Source organism: Pseudomonas sp. SMV7, assembly GCF_052041995.1.
In the GTDB taxonomy this organism is placed as follows: Bacteria; Pseudomonadota; Gammaproteobacteria; order Pseudomonadales; family Pseudomonadaceae; genus Aquipseudomonas.
Genome location: NZ_JBKGGT010000007.1, coordinates 1 through 24,577 on the forward strand (window position 1 = coordinate 1; position 24,577 = coordinate 24,577).

Sequence of the window (24,577 nt, forward strand, 5' to 3'; positions counted from 1 at the left end):
GCGGTCAGTCAGCTGTGACCAGCTTGGCCTGCCCCAGGTTCGCCAGGCGGATGCTGTCCTGTGCCTGCTGGATCTCGCCCTGGCTGCTGATCGGTCCCAGGCGCACGCGGTGCAAGGTTTGCTGGTTACGCACGATCGAGCTGATGAATACCGGCGCGCTGACCATGCTGCTGAGCTTGGAGCGCAGCAATTCGGCGGCGTCAGGGTTGGCGAAGGCGCCCACCTGCAGGAAGCTGCCGCCACTGTTGCCCGGCACGTTGTTGCCCCCCACCTGCACCGGCACCACCGGTGCCGCGTGCTGTTGCGGTGGCGGGGTCCATTGCTCGACGCGCCCGGTGCTGGCCGGGATGGCCTGGGTCTGGGCCACTTGCGGCTCTTTCAGCACCATTGGCGGCGTCTGGCCACGTTGCGCCCACCATTGCTGCGGGTCGATGCCCTCGACACGCACGTGCGCCGTGCCGATCTCGGCGTAACCGAGTTTTTTCGCCGCAGCGTAGGACAGGTCGATGATGCGATCGGAATAGAACGGCCCACGGTCGTTCACCCGCAGGATCACGCTGCGGCCGTTGGCCAGGTTGGTTACCCGCACGTAGGCCGGCAGCGGCAGGGTCTTGTGCGCCGCGCTCATGCCGTACAGGTCGTAGAGCTCGCCGTTGGCGGTGTTCTGCCCGTGGAACTTGGTGCCATACCACGACGCAGTCCCCTCGGCGCGATAGTTGCGCGCGTCCTGCATCGGGTAGTAGGTCTTGCCCAGCACCGTGTAGGGGTTGGCCTTGTAGTTGCCGGTATGCACGGTCGGCGTGGCATCGGGGATCTTGCTCACATCCACGTCCCACCACGGCGCGCCGTCCTTGTGCGCCCGGTTGATGTCCAGGCCGGGCTGGGTGCGCACTACATTACCGCTGCCTTGCTGGGCCGGGCGATTGGATGAACAACTGGCCAGCAGCACGCCAACGGTGATACAGGTCAGCAGCTTGAAAGCGTTGGTAGAGATGATTGCGCGCATTACTTGACGCCCCGTGCTTGAACCAGCTGTTCCGATAGCTGATGCACCGCCATGGCATACATCACGCTGCGGTTGTAGCGAGTGATCGCGTAGAAGTTCTTCAGGCCCATCCAGTATTCGGGGCCATTGTCGCCCTCGAGCCGGAAGGCAGTAACCGGCAGATCATCGCGCAACGAATCATGAACCGACCAGCCAAGCGCGCGCAACTCCCCTACCGTCTTCACCGGCTCGATGCCGGTGGTCAGGCCCTCGTCGGCCCGCCCGCCGTCGACCCAGGCGCGGCTGACCACGCCTTCGCCGGCCACCCAGCCGTGGCGCTTGAAGTAGCTGGCAACGCTGCCGATGGCATCGTCCGGGTTGTTCCAGATATTGATGTGGCCGTCGCCGTCGAAGTCCACCGCAAAGTTGCGGAAGCTGCTCGGCATGAACTGTGGCAAGCCCATGGCGCCGGCGTAGGAGCCTTTGAGCGTCAACGGGTCGAGCTGCTCCTCACGTGACAGCAGCAGGAACTCGCGCAGCTCCTTGCGGAAGAACTCGGCCCGTGGCGGGTAATCGAAACCCAGGGTCGACAGGGCGTCGATCACCCGGTAGTTGCCGGTGTTACGACCGAAGAAGGTTTCCACGCCAATGATCGCGACGATGTACTGCGCCGGCACGCCGTATTCCTGCTCGGCACGGGCCAGTGCCGCCTCGTGCTGGCGCCAGAAATCCACACCACGGGCGATGCGCGCGTCGGTGATGAACATCGGCCGGTAGTCCTTCCACGGCTTTACCCGTTCGGCCGGGCGCGAAATGGCATCGAGGATCGACTGCTTGCGTTGCACCTCACCGAATACAGCCATCAGCTGTTCAGGGGCAAAGCCATAGTCACGGCTCATTTCGCCAACGAACTGGGCCACCTGCGGCGAGTCCCGATAGTCGCCGGCATGGGCCAGCTGTACAGCGCCGAACAGGCCCACCGCGCCGATCCACGGCGCACAACGGGCAGCCCAGTTACGCACTGCTTGCATGAAATTCTTCACCTTATTCAAACCTGTGCGATCCATTTGCGGTGCGTGTGGATCGACATCAGAACGCCAAACGCTGACAGCAGCGTCACCAACGAAGTTCCGCCATAGCTGATGAAGGGCAGCGGCACGCCCACCACGGGCAGAAGGCCGCTGACCATCCCGATATTGACGAACACATATACAAAGAAGGTCATGGTCAGGCTGCCGGCCAGCAGCTTGCCGAACAGGGTCTGGGCCTGGGCAGTGATCATCAGGCCGCGGCCGATCAGCAGCAGGTAGACGATCAGCAACAGGCAGATGCCGACCAGGCCGAATTCCTCGCCGAGCACGGCAATGATGAAGTCGGTGTGGCTTTCCGGGAGGAAATCCAGGTGCGACTGGGTACCCAGCAGCCAGCCCTTGCCGAACACGCCGCCCGAGCCGATCGCCGCCTTGGACTGGATGATGTTCCAGCCGGTGCCCAACGGGTCGCTTTCCGGATCGAGGAAGGTCAGGACCCGCTGCTTCTGGTAGTCGTGCATGACGAAGAACCACATCGCCACCGCCACCGGGACCGCCGCCGCCAGCACGCTGAGGATCCAGCGCCAGCGCAGCCCGCCCATGAACAGCACGAAGGCACCGGAGGCGAGAATCAGCAGCGCGGTACCCAGGTCGGGCTGGCGCACGATGAGGATGAACGGCACGCCGATCAGTACCAGACTGATCGCCACGTGCTTGAGATGCGGCGGCAAGGTGCGCTTGGACAGGTACCAGGCGATGGTCGCCGGCATAATGATCTTCATGAACTCGGAGGGCTGGAAGCGAATCACCCCGGGGATGTTGATCCAGCGCGTGGCGCCCATGGCGTTGTGGCCCATCACGTCCACCACTACCAGCAGCATCACCCCGACCAGGTAGGCCAGCGGCACCCAGCGTGCCATGAACCGAGGCTCCAGCTGGGCAATGACGAACATCGAGGCGAGGCCGATGCCGAACGAGGTGGCCTGCTTGAGCAGCAGGTCCCAGTTCTTGCCACTGGCCGAGTACAGCACGAACAGGCTGCCCGCCGCGAGGGTCAGCAGAATGACCAGCAGAGGGCCGTCGACATGGATGCGCTGCAGAAAGCTGGCGCGCCGACGCATCACATCCTCGCTGGAGAGCATGCGATCGAAATTGTTCATCACAGGGCGGATTCCTGGGTAACGGTGGCGGGCGCGAACTCGGGCTTGAGCCGGCCGTTTTCGTCGAGCAGCCAGGCGTCCATCACCTGACGTACCACCGGAGCGGCGACGCCCGAGCCCGATTCACCGTTTTCGACCATCACCGATACCACGATCTTCGGATCGTCGGCCGGGGCAAAGGCGACGAACAGGGCATGGTCGCGGTGGCGCTCCTGGAGCTTGTTGCGGTCGTATTTCTCGCCCTGCTTGATCGCCACCACCTGGGCGGTACCGCTCTTGCCGGCAATGCGGTACTGCGCACCGATGGCCGCCTTGCGCGCGGTACCGCGGGCGTTGTGCATCACCTGCTCCATGCCATGGGTGACCTTGGCCCAGTCGGACTTGTCACGCAGCACGATGTTGTCCATGGGGTTTTCGTCCACCGGCGGCTGGCCTTCGATGGTCTTGGCCAGGTGCGGGCGGTTCCACACCCCCTTGTTGGCGATCAGCGCGGTAGCCTGGGCCAGTTGCAGCGGCGTGGCCTGCATGTAGCCCTGGCCGATACCAAGAATCAGGGTTTCGCCGGGGAACCAGGCCTGACGGCGGGTGGCGCGCTTCCATTCACGCGACGGCATGAGCCCGGCGGATTCCTCGAACATGTCCAGGGAAACCCGCTGGCCGATGCCGAACTTGTTCATGTAGCTGGACAGCCGGTCGATGCCCATCTTGTGCGCCAGATCGTAGAAGTAGGTGTCGTTGGAGCGCATGATCGCGGTGTCCAGGTCGACCCAGCCATCGCCGGTGCGGTTCCAGTTACGGTACTTGTGGTCGTAGTTCGGCAGTTGGTAATAGCCCGGGTCGAACACCCGGCTACCGGCATTGACCACGCCACTGTCCAGGCCGGCAATGGCCACGGCCGGCTTGATTGTCGAACCCGGCGGGTACAGGCCGCGCAGCACGCGGTTGAACAGCGGCCGGTCGATCGAGTCGCGCAGCTCGGCATAGGCCTTGAAACCAATGCCGGTGACGAACAGGTTGGGGTCGAAGCTGGGCTGGCTGACCATCGCAAGCACTTCGCCAGTACGCGGATCAAGCGCCACCACTGCACCACGTCGGCCACCCAGGGCAGCCTCGGCGGCTTCCTGCAGCTTGATGTCGAGGCTCAGCACGATGTCCTTGCCCGGTTTCGGGTCGGTACGCTTGAGCACGCGCAACACGCGGCCACGGGCGTTGGTCTCGACTTCCTCGTAGCCGACCTGGCCATGCAGGGCGTCTTCGTAGAACCGCTCGATGCCGGTCTTGCCAATGTGGTGGGTGCCGCTGTAGTTCACCGGGTCGAGCGTTTTCAGCTCCTTCTCGTTGATCCGGCCCACGTACCCCACCGAATGCGCGAAGTGCGCGCCCTGGGGGTAATGCCGCACCAGCTGGGCCACCACTTCCACCCCCGGCAGGCGGAACTGGTTCACCGCCACCCGGGCGATCTGCTCTTCGTTGAGCTCGAACAGGATCGGCACCGGCTCGAACGGCCGGCGGCCCTGGCGCATGCGCTTCTCGAACAGGGCGCGGTCGTCGGCGGTCAGCTCCAGCACTTCGACAATGTTATCCAGCACTTCCTGCCAGTTACCCGCACGTTCGCGCGTTACGGACAGGCTGAAGCTGGGACGGTTGTCGGCAACGATCACCCCGTTCCGGTCGAAGATCAGCCCGCGGGTCGGCGGGATCGGCTGCACATGCACCCGGTTGTTCTCCGAGAGTGTCGAGTGGTAGTCGTACTGGATGATCTGCAGGTAATACAGCCGCGCGATCAGCACGCAGACAAGCAGGACGATCGCCACTGCGCCGACCACGACGCGGTTGCGCACCAGGCGGGCGTCTTTCTCGTGGTCCTTGAGACGGATCGGCTGCGACATCGGGCTGCTTACAGGTTCATTTGTGGTAAGGATGCCCGGACAACACGGTCCAGGCGCGGTAGATCTGCTCGCCGATGAGTATCCTTACCAACGGGTGCGGCAGGGTCAATGGCGACAGCGACCAGCGTTGCTCGGCGCGCGCACAGACCTCAGGCGCCAGGCCCTCCGGGCCGCCTACCATCAAGTTCACCGTGCGCGCGTCCAGGCGCCAGCGGTCCAGCTCGGTAGCCAGTTGCTCGGTACTCCAGGGCTTGCCATGGACTTCGAGAGTGACGATGCGCTCCCCCGGCTGAACCTTGCTCAGCATGGCCTCGCCCTCCTGACGAATCAGACGGGCGACATCGGCATTCTTGCCCCGGGTGTTCAGCGGGATTTCCACCAGCTCCAGCGACAGCTCGGCGGGCAGGCGCTTGGCATATTCATGCCAGCCTTCCTCGACCCACTTCGGCATGCGCGAGCCGACCGCGATCAGGCGCAGACGCACAGCGCTTTCCTTATTCCCGGTCCTTGAGCTTTTCGGAGTACTCGTGGGCCTGGTCAGGGCTGTGGTGCTTGCCATCGGCGGCACGGCTTTGCTCGGCACCTTGCCACAGGCGTTCCAGGTCGTAGAACTGGCGGGCAGCGGCGGTCATCATGTGCACGATGACGTCGTTCAGGTCCAGCAACACCCAGTCGCTGTCGCCCTTGCCTTCCTCGCCCAGTGGCTGGGCGCCCTTGGCCTTGACCGCTTCGCGAACCTTTTCCAGCATCGCGTTGATCTGGCGGTTGGAGGTACCGGTGGCAATGATCATGTAATCGGTCAGGCTGTGCTTGTCGCGCACGTCGATGACCTGGATGTCCTGGGCCTTGACGTCTTCCAGCGCTGCCTTGGTCAGGGCGACCAGTTCTTCGCCGTGGATTTTCTGCTTGGTCATATAAAACTCGTTCAACTCGTTGGATGAGGCGCCAGAGGCGCCGTCAGTTAGGTGCACGATACAGTTCGTGCGCCTCGATGTAGGCCAGTACGGCGTCCGGCACCAGGAACCTCACCGACTTGCCGCTGGCCAGCAGCTGTCGGATCTGTGTAGCCGACACCGCAAGCGGCGTCTGCCAGACGAACGAAATGTTTCCCGCCGGGCCGGACATGGCGGTGGGATCGCTCTCCGAGCGCGCAGCCAGCAGGTTGCGCAGCTCGTCAGGGGGTTCGACGTCGGCATCCGGGCGTTGCAGCACCAGGATGTGACAGTGTTGCAGCAATTCTTCCCAGCGGTGCCAGCTGGGCAGGCCGCAAAAGGCATCCCAGCCCAGCACCAGGAACAGCTGGTCGGCGGCGGCGAGCTCGGCACGGATCGATTCCAGCGTATCGATGGTGTACGACGGCTTGTCGCGCGCCAGCTCACGGGCATCCACGCTCAGGCAGGGCACGCCCTGCACGGCGCCTTGCACCATGGCCAGGCGGTCCTGGGCGGCCACTTGCGGGGTGTCGCGGTGCGGCGGCCTGGCATTGGGCAACAGGCGCAGCTCGTCCAGCCCCATGAACTCGGCCACTTCCAGCGCGCTGCGCAGGTGGCCGATGTGTACGGGGTCGAAGGTGCCGCCGAGAATGCCGATGCGCCGGACTGCCTGGGCCTTGCTCAACTCAGCAGGACTCCTGGCCGCGCAGCTGGCCATCGCCGATCACCACATACTTCTCGCAGGTCAGGCCTTCCAGGCCGACCGGGCCGCGGGCATGCAGCTTGTCGGTGGAAATACCGATCTCGGCACCCAGGCCGTACTCGAAGCCGTCGGCGAAGCAGGTCGGGGTATTGAGCATGACCGACGCCGAGTCGACTTCGGCCATGAACTGACGCGCTTCGCCCTGGTGTTCGCTGATGATCGAATCGGTGTGGTGCGAGCCGTAGTGGTTGATGTGTTCGATGGCCTGGTCCAGGCCGTCGACCACACGGATCGACAGGATCGCATCCAGGTATTCGGTGTGCCAGTCGGCCTCGGTGGCCGGCCGGGCATCAATGATCGCCCGGGTGCGCTCGCAGCCACGTAGCTCTACGCCCTTCTCCTGGAAGCGGCGGGCCATCTCCGGCAGGAAACGCTCGGCCACCTGCTGGTCGACCAGCAGGGTTTCCATGGCGCCACAGATGCCGTAGCGGTAGGTCTTGGCGTTGAACGCCACGCGCCAGGCCTTGTCCAGGTCGGCATGCTGGCTGACATAGATATGGCAGATGCCATCCAGGTGCTTGATCACCGGCACGCGGGCATCACGGCTGATGCGCTCGATCAGGCCTCGGCCACCGCGCGGCACGATGACGTCGACGTACTCCGGCATGCTGATCAGCGCACCCACGGCCTCGCGGTCGGTGGTCTCGACCACTTGCACCACCGCCGCCGGCAGGCCGGCTGCCGCCAGGCCACGCTGGATGCAGGTGGCAATCGCGCGGTTGGAATGGATGGCTTCGGAGCCGCCACGCAGGATGGTCGCGTTGCCCGACTTCAGGCACAGGCTGGCGGCATCGATGGTCACGTTCGGACGCGATTCGTAGATGATCCCGATCACCCCCAGCGGCGTGCGCATCTTGCCTACCTGAATACCCGAAGGGCGGTAGCTCATTTCACGGATGGCACCGACCGGGTCCGGCAGGCTGGCGACCTGGCGCAAGCCGGTGATCATGCCGTCGATACGCGCCGGGGTGAGTGCCAGACGGTCGAGCAGTGCCGGCTCCAGGCCGTTGGCGCGACCGGCAGCCAGGTCCAGCTCGTTGGCGGCAGTCAGCTCGGCGCGGGCGGTATCCAGCGCGTCGGCGGCAGCCTGCAGGGCGCGGTTCTTCTGCGCGGTGCTGGCACGACCGATCACCCGGGAAGCCTCGCGGGCAGCGCGACCCAGGCGGATCATGTAGTCAAGAACGGACTCAGTCATGGGTTCGGTGTCTTGGCGAAGGGGAAATCGGCTGATTATAACTGCCGCGCAGGTATACGCCCAGCGGTGGGTGGCGGATGGTCGAAAATGGGCGGCAGTCTCCTGTAGAAAAGATGTAACCAGGGTTATCGAAAAATCTTCCATCTGTTACAGCAAAGAGGCCGGTGCTATCGACATCGCATCCGATTCAGCCTCGATTAAGCCATTCATTGCTATCATCCCCGCCTTTCCAGCCGCGAACTGCCCGCATGCCAGCACTGCCCGACAGATTCTTCGACCGCGACGCCCAGACCCTGGCCAAGGCCTTGCTGGGCAAAGTCATTCGTCACCGCCACGGCGACCTGTGGCTGGCCGCACGGATCATCGAGACCGAAGCCTACTACCTCGCCGACAAAGGCAGCCACGCCTCGCTCGGCTACACCGAAAAGCGCAAGGCGCTGTTCCTCGATGGCGGGCATATCTACATGTACTACGCGCGTGGCGGCGACTCGCTGAACTTCAGCGCCCACGGGCCGGGCAACGCGGTGCTGATCAAGTCCGCCTATCCTTGGCAGGATGCCATCTCGGGGCCGAACAGCCTGGCGCAGATGCAACTGAACAATCCGGACGCCAGCGGCAACCTGCGCCCGGCCGAGCGCCTGTGCGCCGGGCAGACGCTGCTGTGCCGCGCCCTCGGCCTGAAAGTGCCACAGTGGGACGCCCAGCGCTTCGACCCCGAACGCCTGTACGTGGAGGACTGCGGCATCGCCGTGCCGCGGGTCATCCAGACCGCCCGCCTGGGCATCCCGCATGGCCGCGACGAACATCTGCCCTACCGTTTCGTCGACGCCGAATACGCCCGTTTCTGCACGCGGAACCCGTTGCGTCGCGGCCAAGTCGAAGGGCGCGACTTCTTCATTCTCGAACAAGGAAGCTGAACCATGGGCCAATGGCTTGACAGCCTGACCGGCTGGCTCAGCGCCAACCCGCAGTGGCTTGGCCTGGCAATTTTTCTGGTGGCCTGCATCGAATGCCTGGCCATCGCCGGCATCATCGTGCCAGGCACCGTCCTGCTGTTCGCGGTCGCGGTGCTGGCCGGCAGCGGTGCCTTCAGCCTGGGCGAAACGCTGCTGCTGGGCTTTCTCGGTGGCGTGCTCGGCGACGCCGTGTCCTATGCAGTGGGCAAGCATTTCCACCAGAACATCCGCCGCCTGCCGTTGCTGCGTCACCATCCGGAATGGATTGGCAGCGCTGAAGCCTATTTCCAGCGCTACGGCATCGCCAGCCTGCTGGTAGGGCGCTTCATCGGGCCGCTGCGCCCCATGCTGCCGATGGTCGCCGGCATGTTCGACATGCCGCTGCCGCGCTTCATCGCCGTCAGCCTGGTGGCCGGCGCGGGCTGGTCGGTAGCCTACCTGCTGCCCGGCTGGGCCACGGGCGCTGCCATGCGCCTGCCATTGCCGGAAGGCTTCTGGCTGGATGCCGGCATCATCGCCGGCACCCTGGCAGTGATCATCGGCTTGAGCCTGAATACCAGCATTCGCGACCAACGCCACGGCACCCGGCTGATCGCCGGCATGAGTTTCGTCGCCCTGGCCGGAGTGTTCCTGGGCTGGCCCTACCTGCACGAATTCGACCAGGGCGTGATGACCCTGGTGCAGGAGCACCGCAGCCAGGCCATCGATGGCGCCGTGGTGCTGGTGACCCGGCTGGGCGATTTCCGCACCCAGCTGGTCCTGGGCGGCCTGCTGACCGGCCTGTTGCTGCTTGCACGGCAATGGCGGCACGCGCTGTTTGCCGCAGGCGCGCTGATGGGCACCGCGCTGGCCAACGGCACGCTGAAATGGTTGTTCGCCCGGGCCCGCCCTGAAGTACTCAGCGACCCCTTGACCAGCTACAGCATGCCCAGCGGGCACAGTTCGGCATCGTTTGCGTTCTTCCTGGTGCTGGCCGTGCTGGCCGGGCGCAGCCAGCCGCCACGGATGCGCCTGACCTGGGTCACGCTGGGCTGCATTCCGGCACTGGCGATCGCCCTGTCGCGGGTTTATCTGGGGGCGCACTGGCCGACCGACATTCTCGCCGGGGCCTTGCTGGCATGCTGCGTATGCGCGCTGAGCCTGGCCTTGGTGCAGCGGCAGCAGACCCTGCCGGCCTTGCCGCTGCGGGTGTGGTGGCTGGTACTACCGGCGTGCACCGCGTTGCTGGCGTTCTTTGCCATGCATGCGTTGCCGCAGGCGTTGTTGCGCTATCAGTACTGAAGCACCCTGTGGGGGCGGCTAGCACGCCTCGACAAGGCGTCAGGCGAACAGCTCGCCCTGAATCCGCTCCAGCAGCTTCTGGATCTCGCCCAGCCGCTGCTGCGGCGAGTCAAGGGTCAGCAGGTCCAGTTTGTCCTCCTCCATGAACGGCAGCAGGTACGCCAACTGGTTGGCCAGCGCCTGTCGCCCGTCCACCGGGCGCGGCATGTCCAGGGCTTCGACCATCGGGTGCTCGCCCAGCGCTACCAGTAACGCCAGCAGGTCATCGTCGGCCTCGAGCAACGGGCTGTCTGCCTGCTCCGGCAACCACTGCACCTGGCCCAACAGCAGCTGGTCCTTCTGCACCTCGGTGCTTTCCAGGTTGAAGCGCCGCACACCTTCGACGCGAATGCCCAACAAACCGTTATCCTGCTGCACGAAATCGCGGATCACCGCCTCGCAGCCGATCGAGGCCACCACCGGCGGCGCCTTGCCGACCTGCTCGCCTTCCAGGATGCACACCACGCCAAAACCTTCGCCCTGCTTCATGCAGCGGCCGATCATGTCCAGGTAGCGCGCCTCGAAAATCTGCAGATCGAGAAAGCAGCCAGGAAACAGCACTGTATTGAGCGGAAACAGCGGTAGCGTCATTACAAATCCTCAAGCCACCAGGCTGACCGCCAGCGGCAGGAACACCGCCGTGGCCACCCCCATCAGGCTCATCGCCAGCGCGGCAAAGGCGCCGCATTCGTCACTTTCCTGCAGGGCCACCGAAGTGCCCACGGCATGCGCGGTTACCCCCAGCGCCATGCCGCGCGCCTCGGGGCTGTGCACGCCGCAGCGGCTCAGCAGCGCCGGGCCGAAGATCGCCCCGATCACCCCGGTGATCAACACGAACACCGCCGCCAGGGCCGCCACCCCGCCAATCTGTTCGGCCACCAGCATGGCGATCGGCGAGGTCACCGACTTCGGCGCCATGGTCATGAGGATCATGTGTTCGGCACCGAACCACCAGCCCAGCGCCAGGCAGAACAGCGTGGCAAACAGGCCTCCGATTACCAGCGTAGTAAAGATGGGCCAGAACAGCTGCCGGATACGCCGCAGGTTCAGGTACAGCGGCACCGCCAGGGCCACGGTGGCAGGCCCCAGCAGGATGTTCATGATCTCCGTGCTGTTGCGGTACTCGCGGTAGTCGATGCCGAACAGCAGCAACACACCGATCACCAGCAACATCGACACCAGCACCGGCTGCAGGAAGATCCAGCGGGTCTTTTCGTAGGCGGCGAGCACCACTTGATAAGCGCCGAGGGTAATGCCGATACCGAACAAGGGGTGGTGTACCACCGCGTCGAGCGCGCCTTGCCAGTCAAGCATCATGGCCGTTCCTCACGCTGCCCCTGACGATGGATGAGCTTCTGCATCAGGACCCCGACAAACACCAGGGTCGCCAGGCAGGAAAGCAGCAACGCCCCGACAATCGCCCAGAAATCGGCAGCGATATCCCGGGCATACACCATCACCCCCACGGCTGGCGGCACCAGCAGCAGCGGCAGGTAGCGCAGCAGGCTGCTGGCCGCTTCGTTCAACGGCTTGCCAACCTCACCGCGAGCCATGAGAAAGCACAGCAGCAACAACAGGCCGATGATCGGCCCCGGCAGAAATGGCACCAACAGGTGGTTGATCGCCGTGCCCAGCAGCTGGAACAGCACCAGCCAGGTCAGACCACGCAACAGCATAAGCATCTCCCTCGTGCATGGCCGCCATTATAAGCATGTGGCCGCAATCTACCGATATTCGCCGAAAAGCAGTCAACTTGACTGAAACGGTTCGCCGTGCTGATCTTGTACTTTCGTACCAACTGACACTTTGGAGAGCCCGCGATGCCCCATGTACCGGTTACAGAGCTTTCGCAGTACGTTGGTAAGGAACTGGGCCACTCGGCCTGGCTGAAAATCGACCAGCAGCGCATCAACCTGTTCGCCGAAGCCACGGGCGACTTCCAGTTCATCCATGTGGACCCGGCCAAGGCGGCGCAGACTCCGTTCGGCTGCACCATCGCCCACGGTTTCCTGACGTTGTCACTGATTCCCAAGCTCATCGAGGACATCCTGGTCCTGCCCCAGGGGTTGAAGATGGTGGTGAACTATGGGCTGGACAGCGTGCGCTTCATCCAGCCGGTCAAGGTCGACAGCCAGGTGCGGCTGAAGGTGGAGCTGGCCGAGGTGCAGGAGAAGAAGCCGGGGCAATGGCTGCTCAAGGCGATTGCCACCCTGGAGATCGATGGCGAAGCCAAGCCTGCCTACATAGCCGAGTCGCTATCCCTCTGTTTTGTCTGATGAGTTTTGGGGGCGCTACCCGCCCCCCCTACCCAAGCCGATCCACAAATCCCCCGCACTCGCGTAAACTGCCAGCCTTCGCGCAGCCTGGGGCTGCCCCCGTCGATTTACCAAAGGTGCCCGCCATGCCCTGGCTGCAAGTACGCCTGGCCATCAGCCCGGAACAAGCCGAAACCTACGAAGACGCCCTGCTCGAAGTAGGCGCTGTCTCGGTCACGTTCATGGACGCCGAAGATCAACCGATCTTCGAGCCAGACCTCAACACTACCCCGCTGTGGTCGCACACCCACCTGTTGGCCCTGTTCGAGGCCGATGCCGAGCCCGAGCAGGTGTTTTCCCACCTGCGCCTGCTGACCGGTGCCGAGCTGCCCGAGCACCAGGCCGAGGTGATCGAGGACCAGGACTGGGAACGCAGCTGGATGGACAACTTCCAGCCGATGCGCTTCGGCCGCCGCCTGTGGATCGTGCCCAGCTGGCACGAAGCCCCGGAAAAGGACGCGGTGAACCTGCTGCTCGACCCGGGCCTGGCGTTCGGCACCGGCACCCACCCGACCACCGCCCTGTGCCTGGAATGGCTCGACGCCCAGCAGTTGGAAGGTACCCAGGTGCTGGACTTCGGCTGCGGCTCGGGCATCCTGGCCATCGCCGCGCTGCTGCTGGGCGCCCGCGAGGCGGTCGGTACCGACATCGATGTGCAGGCCATCGAGGCCTCGCGCGACAACGCCCAGCGCAACGGCATCGCCGATGAGAAGCTGGCGCTGTACCTGCCCGAGCACATGCCGGCGATGCAGGCCGACGTGCTGGTCGCCAACATCCTCGCCGGCCCGCTGGTGTCGCTGGCGCCGCAGCTGTCCGGCCTGGTCCGCCCCGGGGGCCTGCTGGCGCTGTCGGGCATCCTCGCCGAACAGGGTGAAGAGGTGGCCGCGGCCTATGCCGCCGACTTCGAGCTGGACCCGATCGTCGTGCGCGACGGCTGGGTACGCATCAGTGGTCGCCGCCGTTAAGCCGGCCTAGAATACTTTTCTGCACAGCTCCCGGATTGCCGCATGACCGACAGTTTCGTCACCCAGTGCCCGCATTGCCAGACCAGCTTTCGCGTCACTCACCACCAACTGAGCGTGGCTCGCGGCGTAGTGCGCTGCGGCCATTGCCTGCAGGTATTCAACGCTGCCAGGCAATTGCTGGAGCAGAATCGCGCCAGCACGGCGAATGCACCTGTGGTGGCGGAACCGGCGCCGAAAGTGCCTGACGAGCCGGCGGCCAAGCCAGGCGTCTTGCCAGAAGCGGATGTCACCGAGCGCAGCAGTGCGCCAGATCAGGACTGGGCGCTTACAGCCCAGGCGCTGGACGCCCTCGATCTGGACAAGGAGCTGGAGCGTCTGGAGCGTCGCGGCCAGCCAGCAGCGGCGCGCCCGACCGAGCAGGATGGCGGGCTGCAGGCAAGGCGCGACGAATTGCAGCCGGACGAGCACGCCGACGACCTGTTCGGCACGGCCACCGATGAACCCTTCGAGCCACCACAGGCAGATGAGCCGGCCCCGGTGCTGCAGCCGCTGGAGCTGGATCCCGAACCTGCCCCGGGCGAGCGCACCGAGCCGACCCTGGGCGGCAACCTGGAGCTGGACCTCGACGATGAGCCGCCGGTACGCCATGCCGCCGACGATGACCACCCCGCCTTCGCCGAACCGCTGCGTGCCGACGATGACGACATCCCGGAAAAAGGCCTGAGCGCGCGCGACGATGACCCTCTGGCGCTGAGCCTGTCGGCGCACGATGACGACGCTGTCGAGCCGCTGCCCGGCGAACGCCTGGAACCAGGCTTGGCCGCCAAGCCAGAGCGCCAGACACGCAAGGAGCCGCTGGTCGACGTGGTCGACGACCCATTGCAGCTGGGCTGGGAGAAACCCGCGCCGAACTGGGGCAAGCGCCTGCTGTGGGGCTTTCTGACCTTGCTCGCCGCCGGCTTGCTGGCGTTTCAGTACGTGTGGTTCCACTTCGACGAAATGGCCCGTCAGGACCAGTACCGGCCGCTCTTCCAGCAAATCTGCCCGTTGGTCGGCTGCGAAGTCCCGACCCGCGTCGATATCGCCCGGATCAAGAGCAGCAACCTGGTGGTGCGCAGCCATCCGGACTTCAAGGGCGCGTTGATCGTCGATGCGATCATCTACAACCGCGCGCCGTTCGCCCAGCCGTTCCCGCTGTTGGAGCTGCGCTTCGCCGACCTCAATGGCCAGCTGATCGCCAGCCGGCGCTTCAAGCCCAGCGAGTACCTCTCCGGGGAACTGGCCGGGCGTGGCGAAATGCCCAGCCAGACCCCGATCCATATCGCCCTGGACATCCTTGACCCTGGGCCGAAGGCAGTCAACTACAGCCTCAGCTTCCGCTCGCCGGAATGAACATCGCGCCGGTGGGGGCGCTTTGCGGCCCTTCGCGATACAAGGCCGCAGCTTCAGGAGACCGCGTCCGCCTGTAGCCGCGGCCTCGTGTCGCGAAAGGGCTGCAAGGCAGCCCCAAGCCCTTCCCCATACCAAATGGCATAAGCCGACAACTGTTCAGATTTTATCCAAACCCATCTTTATCCGGTCACCGAGAGCGGGTATCATGCCAACCCTTTTTCGAACTCCAAGATTCGGCCCCACAACAGGGATCACCTATGTCGGCGGTACGCATCGGCCAATACACACTACGTAACAACCTGATCCTCGCGCCCATGGCCGGGGTCACGGACCAGCCTTTCCGGACACTTTGCCAGCGCCTGGGCGCCGGCATGGTGGTGTCGGAAATGGTCTCCAGCGACATGAGCCTGTGGAACAGCCGCAAGTCGAGCCTGCGCCGCATCCATGAAGGTGATCCCGAGCCACGCTCGGTGCAGATCGCCGGTGGTGATGCGCAGATGATGGCAGCGGCGGCACGCGCCAACGTCGAAGCGGGTGCCCAGATCATTGATATCAACATGGGTTGCCCGGCAAAAAAAGTCTGCAACAAAGCTGCAGGCTCTGCTTTATTGAGAGATGAAGCCCTGGTCAGCGAGATCCTCCACGCCGTGGTCGGCGCAGTGGACGTTCCGGTGACCCTGAAGATTCGCACCGGTTGGGACCGGGCGAACAAGAACGGCCTGAACGTGGCGAAAATCGCCGAACAGGCCGGCATCCAGGCGCTGGCGGTACATGGCCGCACACGTGCCGACCTGTATACCGGCGAAGCCGAATACGACACCATCGCTGCCATCAAGCAGGCGGTGTCGATCCCGGTTTTTGCCAACGGCGATATCACCTCGCCAGAAAAGGCCCGGGCGGTACTGGACGCCACCGGCGTCGACGGCCTGCTGATTGGCCGGGCTGCCCAGGGGCGGCCGTGGATCTTTCGCGAGATCGAGCATTACCTGCGCACCGGCGAACACCTGCCGGCACCGCAGCTGGAAGAAGTGGAACGCATCCTGCTGGAACATCTGGCCGCGCTGCATGCCTTCTATGGCGATGTGATGGGCGTACGTATCGCCCGCAAGCACGTTGGCTGGTACCTGGCAACACGACCCGGCGGCAAGGAGTTTCGCGCCCGGTTCAACGCTTTGGAAGACACACAAGCGCAGTGCGCCAACGTTCGTGCGTTTTTCAGCGAACGTCGACAGAGCCTTGAGACAGAGGACGGACAAGGGGTGGCCGCATGACGATGATGACCGAGACATTTGTGAGTGGAACAACGCCCGTGAGCGACAACGCCAACCTGAAACAGCACCTGAACACGCCGAGCGAAGAGGGCCAGACCCTTCGCGACAGCGTCGAAAAGGCGCTGCACAACTACTTCGCCCACCTGGAAGGCGCGACCGTCACGGACGTGTACAACCTGGTGCTCTCCGAAGTCGAGGCGCCCCTGCTCGAAAGCGTGATGAACTACGTGAAGGGCAACCAGACCAAGGCCAGCGAGATGCTCGGGCTGAACCGAGGCACCCTGCGCAAGAAGCTCAAGCAGTACGACTTGTTGTAAGCCAGAATCCCAACCAGAAAAGGCGGCTCCCTGAACAGAGGCGCCTTTTTTGCTGACTCCACCGCGTTATTGGAACCCGAAATGACCGACCAGACTACCCGCCTGCCAGTCCGCCGCGCCCTGATCAGCGTCTCCGACAAGACCGGTATCCTCGAATTCGCCCGTGAGCTGCAGCAGCTCGGTGTCGAGATCCTGTCCACCGGCGGCACCTACAAGCTGCTCAAGGACAACGGCGTCAATGCGGTGGAAGTGGCCGACTACACCGGCTTCGCCGAAATGATGGATGGCCGGGTCAAGACCCTGCACCCGAAAATCCACGGCGGCATTCTCGGCCGTCGCGGCGTCGACGACGCCATCATGAACGAGCACGGCATCAAGCCGATCGACCTGGTGGCGGTCAACCTGTACCCGTTCGAGGCGACCATTTCCAAGCCTGGCTGTGACCTGCCGACCGCCATCGAGAACATCGACATCGGCGGCCCGACCATGGTCCGTTCGGCAGCCAAGAACCACAAGGACGTGGCCATCGTGGTCAACGCCAGCGACTATGCCAGCGTCATCGAAGGCCTCAAGGCTGGCGGCCTGACCTACGCCCAGCGCTTCGACCTGATGCTCAAGGCGTTCGAGCACACCGCTGCCTACGACGGCATGATCGCCAACTACATGGGCACCATCGACCAGGCCAAAGAGACCCTGAGCACCGAAGGCCGCAGCGAGTTCCCGCGCACCTTCAACAGCCAGTTCGTCAAGGCCCAGGAAATGCGCTACGGCGAGAACCCGCACCAGAGCGCGGCGTTCTACGTCGAGGCGAAGAAGGGTGAAGCCAGCGTTTCCACTGCCATCCAGTTGCAGGGCAAGGAGCTGTCGTTCAACAACGTGGCCGACACCGATGCTGCGCTGGAATGCGTAAAGAGCTTCGTCAAGCCGGCCTGCGTCATCGTCAAGCACGCCAACCCGTGCGGCGTTGCCGTGGTGCCTGAAGAAGAAGGCGGCATCCGCAAGGCCTACGACCTGGCTTACGCGACCGACACCGAGTCGGCGTTCGGCGGCATCATCGCCTTCAACCGCGAGCTGGATGGCGAAACCGCCAAGGCCATCGTCGACCGCCAGTTCGTCGAAGTGATCATCGCACCGAAAATCTCCCAGGCAGCGCGCGACGTGGTGGCCGCCAAGCAGAACGTACGCCTGCTGGAATGCGGCGAGTGGCCAGCCGAGCGCGCTGCCGGTTGGGACTTCAAGCGCGTCAACGGCGGTTTGCTGGTACAAAGCCGTGATATCGGCATGATCACTGCCGCTGACCTGAAGATCGTCACCAAGCGTGCACCGACCGAGCAAGAGATCCACGACCTGGTGTTCGCCTGGAAAGTGGCCAAGTTCGTCAAGTCCAACGCCATTGTCTACGCCAAGCAGCGCCAGACCATCGGCGTCGGTGCCGGCCAGATGAGCCGCGTCAACTCCGCACGCATCGCAGCCATCAAGGCTGAGCATGCCGGCCTGCAGGTGCAGGGTGCGGTCATGGCATCGGATGCATTCTTCCCGTTCCGTGATGGCATCGACAACGCAGCTAAAGTGGGTATCAGCGCCGTGATCCAGCCAGGTGGCTCGATGCGCGATGCCGAGGTGATTGCTGCCGCTGACGAAGCCGGCATCGCCATGGTCTTCACCGGTATGCGCCACTTCCGCCACTGATTTACGGCAATCGGCCGCACTGAAGCAGGCATCTGCTGCGTTGGGGCCGGTTTCGCTGATGCTCATTGCCAGAAGGCAACTCCGCTCATCGAAACCGGCCCCGCCTTGCATCTACCTGCTTCATTGCGACCTCGTACAGCGTGAGGTTTTGCCTCTCGCCCGAAAGAACTCGAGGTTTTGACATGAAAGTTTTGATCATCGGCAGCGGCGGTCGTGAGCACGCCCTGGCCTGGAAAGTCGCCCAGGACCCACGCGTCGAGAAAGTCTTCGTTGCCCCGGGCAACGCCGGCACCGCCACCGAAGCCAAGTGCGAGAATGTCGCCATCGACGTCACCGCGCTGGAACAACTGGCCGACTTCGCCGAAAAGAACGTGCAAATGACCATCGTCGGCCCGGAAGCGCCATTGGTGGCCGGTGTCGTCGACCTGTTCCGCAGCCGTGGCCTGGACTGCTTCGGCCCGACCAAGGGCGCCGCCCAGCTGGAAGGCTCCAAGGCCTTCACCAAGGACTTCCTGGCCCGGCACAAGATTCCGACCGCCGACTACCAGAACTTCACCGAAATCGAGCCAGCCCTGGCCTACCTGCAGGAAAAAGGCGCACCGATCGTGATCAAGGCCGATGGCCTGGCCGCCGGCAAAGGCGTGATCGTCGCCATGACCCTCGAGGAAGCCGAAGCCGCCGTACGCGACATGCTGGCCGGCAATGCCTTCGGTGACGCCGGTTCGCGCGTTGTGATCGAAGAGTTCCTCGACGGCGAGGAAGCCAGCTTCATCGTCATGGTCGATGGCCACAATGTGCTGCCAATGGCCACCAGCCAGGACCACAAGCGCGTCGGCGACCAGGACACCGGCCCGAACACCGGCGGCATGGGTGCCTACTCCCCTGCCCCGGTGGTCACCGCCGAGGTGCACCAGCGCGTGATGGACCAGGTGATCTGGCCGACCGTGCGTGGCATGGCCGCGGAAGGCAATGTCTACACCGGCTTCCTCTACGCCGGCCTGATGATCGACAAGGCGGGCAACCCCAAGGTCATCGAGTTCAACTGCCGCTTCGGCGACCCGGAAACCCAGCCGGTCATGCTGCGCCTGGAGTCGAGCCTGGTACTGCTGGTCGAGGCGGCATTCGCCAAGGCGCTGGACAAGGTCGAAGCCCAGTGGGACCCGCGTCCGAGCCTGGGCGTGGTGCTGGCCGCCGGCGGTTACCCGGGCGACTACGCCAAGGGTGACGTGATCAACGGCCTGGATGCAGCGGCGAAGATCGAAGGCAAGGTATTCCATGCCGGTACTTCGCTGAAAGACGGTCAGGTAGTCACCAACGGTGGCCGCGTGCTGTGCGCCACCGCCATGGGTGCCAGCGTGGCCGACGCCCAGCAGCAGGCCTACCGCCTGGCCAAGGAAGTCAGCTGGAACGGCAGCTTCTACCGTACCGACATCGGCTACCGGGCAATCGCCCGCGAGCGCGGTGAGCACCAGCAGTAAGCACTACCGGAGCGCCGTGACGCCCCGGGTGGTAGAAACCCGGGCGCACGGCACCCGGCTCGTCGACAGGGCCCCGCCCGGGCCTTGCCTTCGACTTGGCGCGCCGCGCATAGTTAGCACCTGGCTCCTAGGCTAAGAAGGGATTTCGTTGTGCGTCGGCTTCGGATTGCCTCAGCTCTGATCGTCAGCTTGCTGACCCTGCTCTGCATGTTCCCGGCTGCTGCCGAACATGACGGAGGCTGGACTGTGCTGCTCGATGAACAGGCCAACCTGCAGCTGAGTGACGTGCGCTCCGAGCGTTACCGTAACCAGTTCAGCCCGCTGGCCCTCACCGACCTGGATGCCGCGCCTGCGGAACAGGCCCTCTGGCTGCACTACCGCCTGGACCCCGCTGAACAGGAACACCTGCTGCGGGTCTTCGCCCCGGACCTGTCTGGCCTGGACCTTTACGCCCTCGAAGGCGACCAGCTTCTGCGTCAGCTGCACCATGGCCGCCAGGCTGGCAATGCCAGCCCGACCCTGCGTGGCAGCGACCACGTATTGCCCCTGCCCAACAGCAAGCAACCCCTGGACATTTACCTGCGCCTGGTCTCCGAGCACCAGCTGCGCCCGGCCATCAGCCTGGAGCCGGCGGCCGTGGCCGCTTCCGACCAACGCCAGCCTCTGCTGTTCGGCATGCTGTTTGGCGGCCTGGTGATGCTGATCATGCACAACCTGATCCGCTTCTTTTACAGCCGCTCCAGCACCGCCCTGATTCTGGCGCTCTACCATGGCCTGATGCTGCTCAGCGGCCTGATCCTGCTGAACCTCAGCGGCCCCTGGTGGCACGTCTGGCACAGTGCACAGACCCCTGCCGCCTATCTGACGCTGGTCCTGGCCGGCCTGGCCGGGCTGTATTTCACCCAGCATTTCTTCTCGCCGTGCAACTCGCCGCGGCTGAACCGCCTGCTACAGGGAGACATGCTGGTGGTCGGTGTCAGCGGGTTGGTACTGCTGTTCGTCGACACCCTGCCGCTGAACCTGATGACCTACGCCCTGATGGCCCTGGGCAGCATCAGCATGCTGCTGGTCAGCAGCTACCACTGGTACAAGGGTTATGCGCCCGCCCGGGTGTTCTGCCTGGCCATGGTGGTGTTCAACCTCGGAGGCCTGGTGCTGCTGCCAGCGCTGCTTGGCCTGACCCGCACCCCGACGCCCTGGCTGCTGTGCATCCTGCTGGGCTTGACCGTGGCCAGCGGCCTGCTGCTCAACCTGGCAGTCAGCGAGCGCTTGCGGCGCATCAGCGAAGAGCGCTTCAGTGCCAGCCGCGCACTGGCCGCCAGCGATGCCGAGATCAACGCCAAGGCCGAATTCCTGGCCAAGATCAGCCACGAAATCCGCACCCCCATGAACGGGGTGCTGGGCATGACCGAGCTGCTGCTGGGCACACCGCTGTCAGTCAAGCAGCGCGACTATGTGCAGACCATTCACAGCGCCGGCAACGAGCTGCTCACGCTGATCAACGAGATACTCGACATCTCCAAGCTGGAATCCCGGCAGATCGAGCTGGATGACGTGCAGTTCGACCTCAACGCGCTGGTCGAGGACTGCCTGAACATCTTCCGCGCCAAGGCCGAGCAGCAAAACATCGAGCTGATCAGCTTCACCCAGCCACAAGTGCCGAGGGTGATCAGCGGCGACCCGACACGCCTGCGCCAGGCCTTGTCCAGCCTGCTGGAAAACGCCTTGAAGAACACCGACCAGGGCGAAATCCTCCTGGTGGTGGCACTGGACCAGCGGGGCGAGGCACCCCGCCTGCGTATTGCCGTGCAGGACAGTGGCGAGCCGATGCCCGCTGCCGACCGCGAAGCCTTGCTGCAAGCCGAACTGCACAGCCACCACTTCCTGTCCAGCAACAAGCTGGGCGGCCACCTCGGGCTGGTCATTGCCAAGCAGTTGATCGGCCTGATGCAAGGCGAGTTCGGCATCAAGAGCAGCAGCGGCATGGGCAATACCTTGTGGCTGGCGCTACCACTCGATCCTTCGCGCCTGGAGCAACCACCGGCCGACCTCGACGGCCCACTGCGTGACGCCCGCGTGCTGGTGGTGGACGACAACGATACCTGCCGCAAAGTGCTGGTACAGCAGTGCAGCGCCTGGGGCATGAACGTCAGTGCGGTGCCATCGGGCAAGGAAGCCCTGGCCCTGCTGCGCACCAAGGCCCACCTGCGCGACTACTTCGATGCCGTACTGCTCGACCAGAACATGCCAGGCATGACCGGCATGCAGCTGGCAGCCAAGATCAAGGAAGACCCGAGCCTGAACCACGACATCCTGGTGGTGATGCTCACCGGTATCAGCAACGCACCGAGCAAGGTCATTGCACGCAACGCCGGGGTCAAGCGGATCCTCGCCAAGCCGGTGGCCGGCTACACGCTGAAAACCACCCTCGCCGAGGAGCTGGCCCAGCGCGGTCGCGAGCCTGCGGTGCCTGCCGGCCTGCCCGGAGCGGCGCAGACGCTGGACCTGCCGGGCGACTTCCGCGTGCTGGTCGCCGAGGACAACAGCATTTCCACCAAGGTAATCCGTGGCATGCTGGGCAAGCTCAACCTCGAGCCCGACACCGCCAGCAATGGCGAAGAGGCCTTGCAGGCAATGAAGGCGCAGCGTTACGACCTGGTGCTGATGGATTGCGAAATGCCGATACTCGACGGCTTCTCCGCCACCCAGCAGTTACGCGCCTGGGAAGCTGCCAACCAGCGCCAGCGCACCCCGGTCGTGGCACTGACCGCGCACATTCTTGCCGAGCACAAGGAACGCGCACGCCTGGCCGGCATGGACGGGCACATGGCCAAGCCGGTGGAGTTGTCGCAACTGCGCGAGTTGATCCAGTATTGGGCCAGTCATCGGGAAACCAAGGTAGACCCGGCGCATAGCTCCTGATCGGTAATGCCTGTACAGGCAACCCTGGTGCTGCTGATACACTTGCCCACACCTTTCCTGCCAGGGGCTACCCCATGCTCCATGAGTTGTTCAGCGTCTACCTCAAAATGCTCGTGCTCTACAGCCCGTTCTTCGTGTTGTCGTGCTTCATCAGCCTGACCCGCGGCCACTCCAGCAAGGAGCGCAAGCAACTGGCCTGGAAGGTAGCCATTGCCGCGCTCATCGCCAGTGTCCTGCTTTACCTGTTCGGGCGGGCGATCTTCGGTATCTTCGGCATCACCGCCGACGCCTTCCGCATCGGCGCCGGCAGCGTGCTGTTCATCTCGGCCCTGGGCATGGCCCAAGGCAAGTCGGCAGTCCAGGCAGACAACGTGCAGCAAGACGTCACCATCGTGCCGCTGACCATCCCGCTGACGGTGGGCCCCGGTACCATCGGTGCGCTGCTGGTCATGGGTGTGGGCCACCCGCACTGGGACGACAAGGTGCTGGCCATCATCAGTATCGCCCTGGCCAGCTTCACCGTCGGCCTGGTGCTGTACCTCTCGCACCGCATCGAACGCATCCTCGGCGACCAGGGCCTGCAGATCGTCAGCCGGCTGATGGGGCTGTTCGTCTGCGCCCTTGCCGCACAGATCATCTTTACCGGTATAAAAGGCTACCTGGCGCCCTAGAAACCGTACTCCAGTATGCGCTGCAAGCAGACCTGAACCACACGGTCCTGCACCTTGGGCAGGAAACTCTGCTCGAAAGCCAGCACGTTGAAGCGAATCAGCTCCGCCCGCACGTTGGTGTGGCTGCGCTTGTGGCTGATGAAGCCCGCGCGGAACGCCGCGCGCGTGTCCGTTTCGTGGTACAGCACCATGTCGACACGATTCACTCCCGCAGGCGCACAGGGCAGTAGCTGGAAATGCTGCCGCTCATAGGCATAACGCTCGAGCGATTGCAGCGCTGACGTTGTGGTCAACAAACTCTGCATGGAGCGGCTGCTTGCCGAGGCAAAATGATCGCCGGCAGTTGCGGCAATGGTGGCCAGCACCTGGTCAGTCTGCCTGGCACGGCTTTCCTCGGGCCAGTGCACCTACTCGGCAGACACAGCATCCCAGCCCATGTACTTGAGCTGGTTGCGGTAGTAGCTCAACCAGTCCTCGATCAAGCCCTCCTTGAACGCCGTCTCGGTGGCTCGCTCGGCCATCGCCAGGGCCAGTTTCACCTTGTTTCCCTGCACTGCAGAAATACCCGGCAAGAACGAAACGATTCCCGCGCCGATCACCGCTGAACTGCTCTCACTCATGATGTGCTCCTGGCCGCAGCGTAAGGGTCAAAGCGATAATCTCCCTGTGCATCCTTGCTTTTCATCAGCGCCTGTAGCTCTTCTCGCTGGCCCTGGAAGCGCCCGTTGTCCAGCACCAGGGATACTCCCCTGAACTCGGCCTGGCCCTTGAATGTCGGTTCGCGCAGCAACATGTCCTGCGGGATCTCAGCGATTGGCCTGTCGAATTGCAAGGTGATACTGCAAAGGTCTAGTGCCGGGCCCGGCTTGAGCAAACCAAGCTCGAGCACCAGGTCCGCCCCCTGCACGGTGAACTTCAACAGGTGACCAAAACCTTCGACTGAAAGGCCCAGGCCCGCCTGTAAAGCAGCCAATACGGCCGCCTGCCGGATCGAACGCATCCTCAGCCATGCTTCCAGCGGCTGGATCTGCGTGTTACGCGAAGGTTGCCCGAGCTGTTTGCAGTCGTGAACATTGGCCAACTTGATCCAGCCCAGCTCGCGGTAGACCTCTCGATAGGCGTGGTACCAGCCCTGGTAGTCGTCAAAGCGCGGGCCGACGTTCCGGTTGGCTACCAACTGCGCATAGAGTATCGAGTCGAAAGCGGCCTGGCGCTGAATCTCGCCTATGCCCGCGGGATACAGCAATGCCGTTCCGCCAATCAACATCAGTTGCTCAACTGCCTTATTCATAAGTGTTGCCTCGTCACCCTGAAATGAAAGAGGCG

The 24,577-nt window shown here is 64.0% G+C and carries 25 protein-coding genes; 11 read left to right on the forward strand and 14 right to left on the reverse strand.

The window, feature by feature from the left end; genetic code table 11:
- Nucleotides 1-4: 4 nt before the first annotated feature.
- Genes ACLEJP_RS10635 through ACLEJP_RS10670 form a run of 8 tightly spaced genes read right to left on the reverse strand, consistent with a single transcriptional unit; the run spans nucleotide 5 to nucleotide 7,955 of the window.
- Nucleotides 5-1,006, reverse strand: coding sequence for a septal ring lytic transglycosylase RlpA family protein (locus tag ACLEJP_RS10635; RefSeq protein ID WP_440806262.1), 1,002 nt, complete (start codon nucleotides 1,004-1,006; stop codon nucleotides 5-7).
- On the reverse strand, nucleotides 1,006-2,016 hold the full coding sequence (gene mltB / locus ACLEJP_RS10640) for a lytic murein transglycosylase B (protein ID WP_225779371.1): 1,011 nt from the start codon (nucleotides 2,014-2,016) through the stop codon (nucleotides 1,006-1,008). The genes ACLEJP_RS10635 and mltB overlap by 1 nt, the downstream gene beginning before the upstream one ends.
- 17 nt (nucleotides 2,017-2,033) lie before the next feature.
- Nucleotides 2,034-3,137: a rod shape-determining protein RodA gene (gene rodA / locus ACLEJP_RS10645; RefSeq protein WP_225780751.1), complete on the reverse strand. Its 1,104-nt coding sequence runs from the start codon at nucleotides 3,135-3,137 to the stop codon at nucleotides 2,034-2,036.
- Nucleotides 3,138-3,175: 38 nt separating this feature from the next.
- Complete coding sequence (gene mrdA, locus ACLEJP_RS10650) at nucleotides 3,176-5,065, reverse strand: penicillin-binding protein 2 (RefSeq protein WP_289129770.1); 1,890 nt, start codon at nucleotides 5,063-5,065, stop codon at nucleotides 3,176-3,178.
- Between the two features lie 16 nt (nucleotides 5,066-5,081).
- Nucleotides 5,082-5,549, reverse strand: coding sequence for a 23S rRNA (pseudouridine(1915)-N(3))-methyltransferase RlmH (rlmH, locus tag ACLEJP_RS10655; protein WP_003249722.1), 468 nt, complete (start codon nucleotides 5,547-5,549; stop codon nucleotides 5,082-5,084).
- 10 nt (nucleotides 5,550-5,559) lie between these two features.
- The gene (gene rsfS / locus ACLEJP_RS10660) at nucleotides 5,560-5,979 is read right to left on the reverse strand and encodes a ribosome silencing factor (RefSeq protein ID WP_170032886.1); all 420 of its coding nucleotides are present in this window, start codon (nucleotides 5,977-5,979) and stop codon (nucleotides 5,560-5,562) included.
- 43 nt (nucleotides 5,980-6,022) lie between these two features.
- Entirely contained in the window at nucleotides 6,023-6,715 is a 693-nt protein-coding gene (gene nadD / locus ACLEJP_RS10665) for a nicotinate-nucleotide adenylyltransferase (protein WP_440806265.1), read from the reverse strand.
- Nucleotides 6,684-7,955, reverse strand: coding sequence for a glutamate-5-semialdehyde dehydrogenase (locus ACLEJP_RS10670; protein WP_440806268.1), 1,272 nt, complete (start codon nucleotides 7,953-7,955; stop codon nucleotides 6,684-6,686). Before ACLEJP_RS10670 ends, nadD begins: the two co-directional genes overlap by 32 nt.
- Nucleotides 7,956-8,203: 248 nt before the next feature.
- Here ACLEJP_RS10670 and ACLEJP_RS10675 point away from each other — a divergent pair, with 248 nt between their 5' ends.
- Both ACLEJP_RS10675 and ACLEJP_RS10680 read left to right on the forward strand, forming a co-directional pair.
- Nucleotides 8,204-8,872, forward strand: a complete 669-nt coding sequence (locus ACLEJP_RS10675) for a DNA-3-methyladenine glycosylase (RefSeq protein WP_440806271.1) — start codon at nucleotides 8,204-8,206, stop codon at nucleotides 8,870-8,872.
- Between the two features lie 3 nt (nucleotides 8,873-8,875).
- The gene (locus ACLEJP_RS10680) at nucleotides 8,876-10,192 is read left to right on the forward strand and encodes a bifunctional DedA family/phosphatase PAP2 family protein (RefSeq protein ID WP_440806272.1); all 1,317 of its coding nucleotides are present in this window, start codon (nucleotides 8,876-8,878) and stop codon (nucleotides 10,190-10,192) included.
- A gap of 39 nt (nucleotides 10,193-10,231) precedes the next feature.
- Here the strand turns inward: ACLEJP_RS10680 and ACLEJP_RS10685 are convergent, their stop codons facing one another.
- Genes ACLEJP_RS10685 through ACLEJP_RS10695 form a run of 3 tightly spaced genes read right to left on the reverse strand, consistent with a single transcriptional unit; the run spans nucleotide 10,232 to nucleotide 11,907 of the window.
- Nucleotides 10,232-10,822, reverse strand: a complete 591-nt coding sequence (locus tag ACLEJP_RS10685) for an LON peptidase substrate-binding domain-containing protein (RefSeq protein ID WP_440806274.1) — start codon at nucleotides 10,820-10,822, stop codon at nucleotides 10,232-10,234.
- Nucleotides 10,823-10,831: 9 nt separating this feature from the next.
- Nucleotides 10,832-11,548, reverse strand: coding sequence for an LrgB family protein (locus ACLEJP_RS10690; RefSeq protein WP_440806276.1), 717 nt, complete (start codon nucleotides 11,546-11,548; stop codon nucleotides 10,832-10,834).
- A complete protein-coding gene (locus ACLEJP_RS10695) occupies nucleotides 11,545-11,907 on the reverse strand; it encodes a CidA/LrgA family protein (protein ID WP_440806279.1) in 363 nt (120 codons plus the stop codon). Before ACLEJP_RS10695 ends, ACLEJP_RS10690 begins: the two co-directional genes overlap by 4 nt.
- Before the next feature lie 144 nt (nucleotides 11,908-12,051).
- Between ACLEJP_RS10695 and ACLEJP_RS10700 the strand changes: the two genes are divergently transcribed.
- The 9 genes from ACLEJP_RS10700 to ACLEJP_RS10740 all read left to right on the forward strand — a co-directional run bounded on the left by ACLEJP_RS10700 (nucleotide 12,052) and on the right by ACLEJP_RS10740 (nucleotide 23,251).
- On the forward strand, nucleotides 12,052-12,507 hold the full coding sequence (locus ACLEJP_RS10700; RefSeq protein ID WP_440806281.1) for a MaoC family dehydratase: 456 nt from the start codon (nucleotides 12,052-12,054) through the stop codon (nucleotides 12,505-12,507).
- A 125-nt stretch (nucleotides 12,508-12,632) separates the two neighbouring features.
- Complete coding sequence (gene prmA, locus ACLEJP_RS10705; protein ID WP_440806283.1) at nucleotides 12,633-13,511, forward strand: 50S ribosomal protein L11 methyltransferase; 879 nt, start codon at nucleotides 12,633-12,635, stop codon at nucleotides 13,509-13,511.
- 42 nt (nucleotides 13,512-13,553) lie between these two features.
- Nucleotides 13,554-14,903 carry a DUF3426 domain-containing protein gene (locus ACLEJP_RS10710; RefSeq protein WP_440806285.1) on the forward strand — a complete coding sequence of 450 codons (1,350 nt, stop codon included), beginning with the start codon at nucleotides 13,554-13,556 and terminating at the stop codon, nucleotides 14,901-14,903.
- Between the two features lie 257 nt (nucleotides 14,904-15,160).
- A complete protein-coding gene (dusB, locus tag ACLEJP_RS10715) occupies nucleotides 15,161-16,174 on the forward strand; it encodes a tRNA dihydrouridine synthase DusB (protein ID WP_289129742.1) in 1,014 nt (337 codons plus the stop codon).
- Nucleotides 16,171-16,491 carry a DNA-binding transcriptional regulator Fis gene (gene fis, locus ACLEJP_RS10720; protein ID WP_012274390.1) on the forward strand — a complete coding sequence of 107 codons (321 nt, stop codon included), beginning with the start codon at nucleotides 16,171-16,173 and terminating at the stop codon, nucleotides 16,489-16,491. Before dusB ends, fis begins: the two co-directional genes overlap by 4 nt.
- A gap of 81 nt (nucleotides 16,492-16,572) precedes the next feature.
- Nucleotides 16,573-18,180, forward strand: a complete 1,608-nt coding sequence (purH, locus tag ACLEJP_RS10725) for a bifunctional phosphoribosylaminoimidazolecarboxamide formyltransferase/IMP cyclohydrolase (RefSeq protein WP_225779383.1) — start codon at nucleotides 16,573-16,575, stop codon at nucleotides 18,178-18,180.
- Nucleotides 18,181-18,362: 182 nt separating this feature from the next.
- Nucleotides 18,363-19,658: a phosphoribosylamine--glycine ligase gene (purD, locus tag ACLEJP_RS10730; RefSeq protein WP_440806289.1), complete on the forward strand. Its 1,296-nt coding sequence runs from the start codon at nucleotides 18,363-18,365 to the stop codon at nucleotides 19,656-19,658.
- 150 nt (nucleotides 19,659-19,808) lie between these two features.
- On the forward strand, nucleotides 19,809-22,580 hold the full coding sequence (locus ACLEJP_RS10735) for a response regulator (protein ID WP_440806292.1): 2,772 nt from the start codon (nucleotides 19,809-19,811) through the stop codon (nucleotides 22,578-22,580).
- Nucleotides 22,581-22,654: 74 nt separating this feature from the next.
- Complete coding sequence (locus ACLEJP_RS10740) at nucleotides 22,655-23,251, forward strand: MarC family protein (RefSeq protein WP_207828887.1); 597 nt, start codon at nucleotides 22,655-22,657, stop codon at nucleotides 23,249-23,251.
- Here ACLEJP_RS10740 and ACLEJP_RS10745 read toward each other — a convergent pair.
- The 3 genes from ACLEJP_RS10745 to ACLEJP_RS10755 are packed head-to-tail and all read right to left on the reverse strand — an operon-like array spanning nucleotide 23,248 to nucleotide 24,542.
- Nucleotides 23,248-23,616, reverse strand: a complete 369-nt coding sequence (locus ACLEJP_RS10745) for a hypothetical protein (protein ID WP_440806295.1) — start codon at nucleotides 23,614-23,616, stop codon at nucleotides 23,248-23,250. The genes ACLEJP_RS10740 and ACLEJP_RS10745 overlap by 4 nt on opposite strands.
- Nucleotides 23,617-23,658: 42 nt before the next feature.
- Nucleotides 23,659-23,871, reverse strand: coding sequence for a hypothetical protein (locus ACLEJP_RS10750; protein WP_440806298.1), 213 nt, complete (start codon nucleotides 23,869-23,871; stop codon nucleotides 23,659-23,661).
- On the reverse strand, nucleotides 23,868-24,542 hold the full coding sequence (locus ACLEJP_RS10755) for a hypothetical protein (RefSeq protein ID WP_440806300.1): 675 nt from the start codon (nucleotides 24,540-24,542) through the stop codon (nucleotides 23,868-23,870). Before ACLEJP_RS10755 ends, ACLEJP_RS10750 begins: the two co-directional genes overlap by 4 nt.
- Nucleotides 24,543-24,577 lie beyond the last annotated feature (35 nt).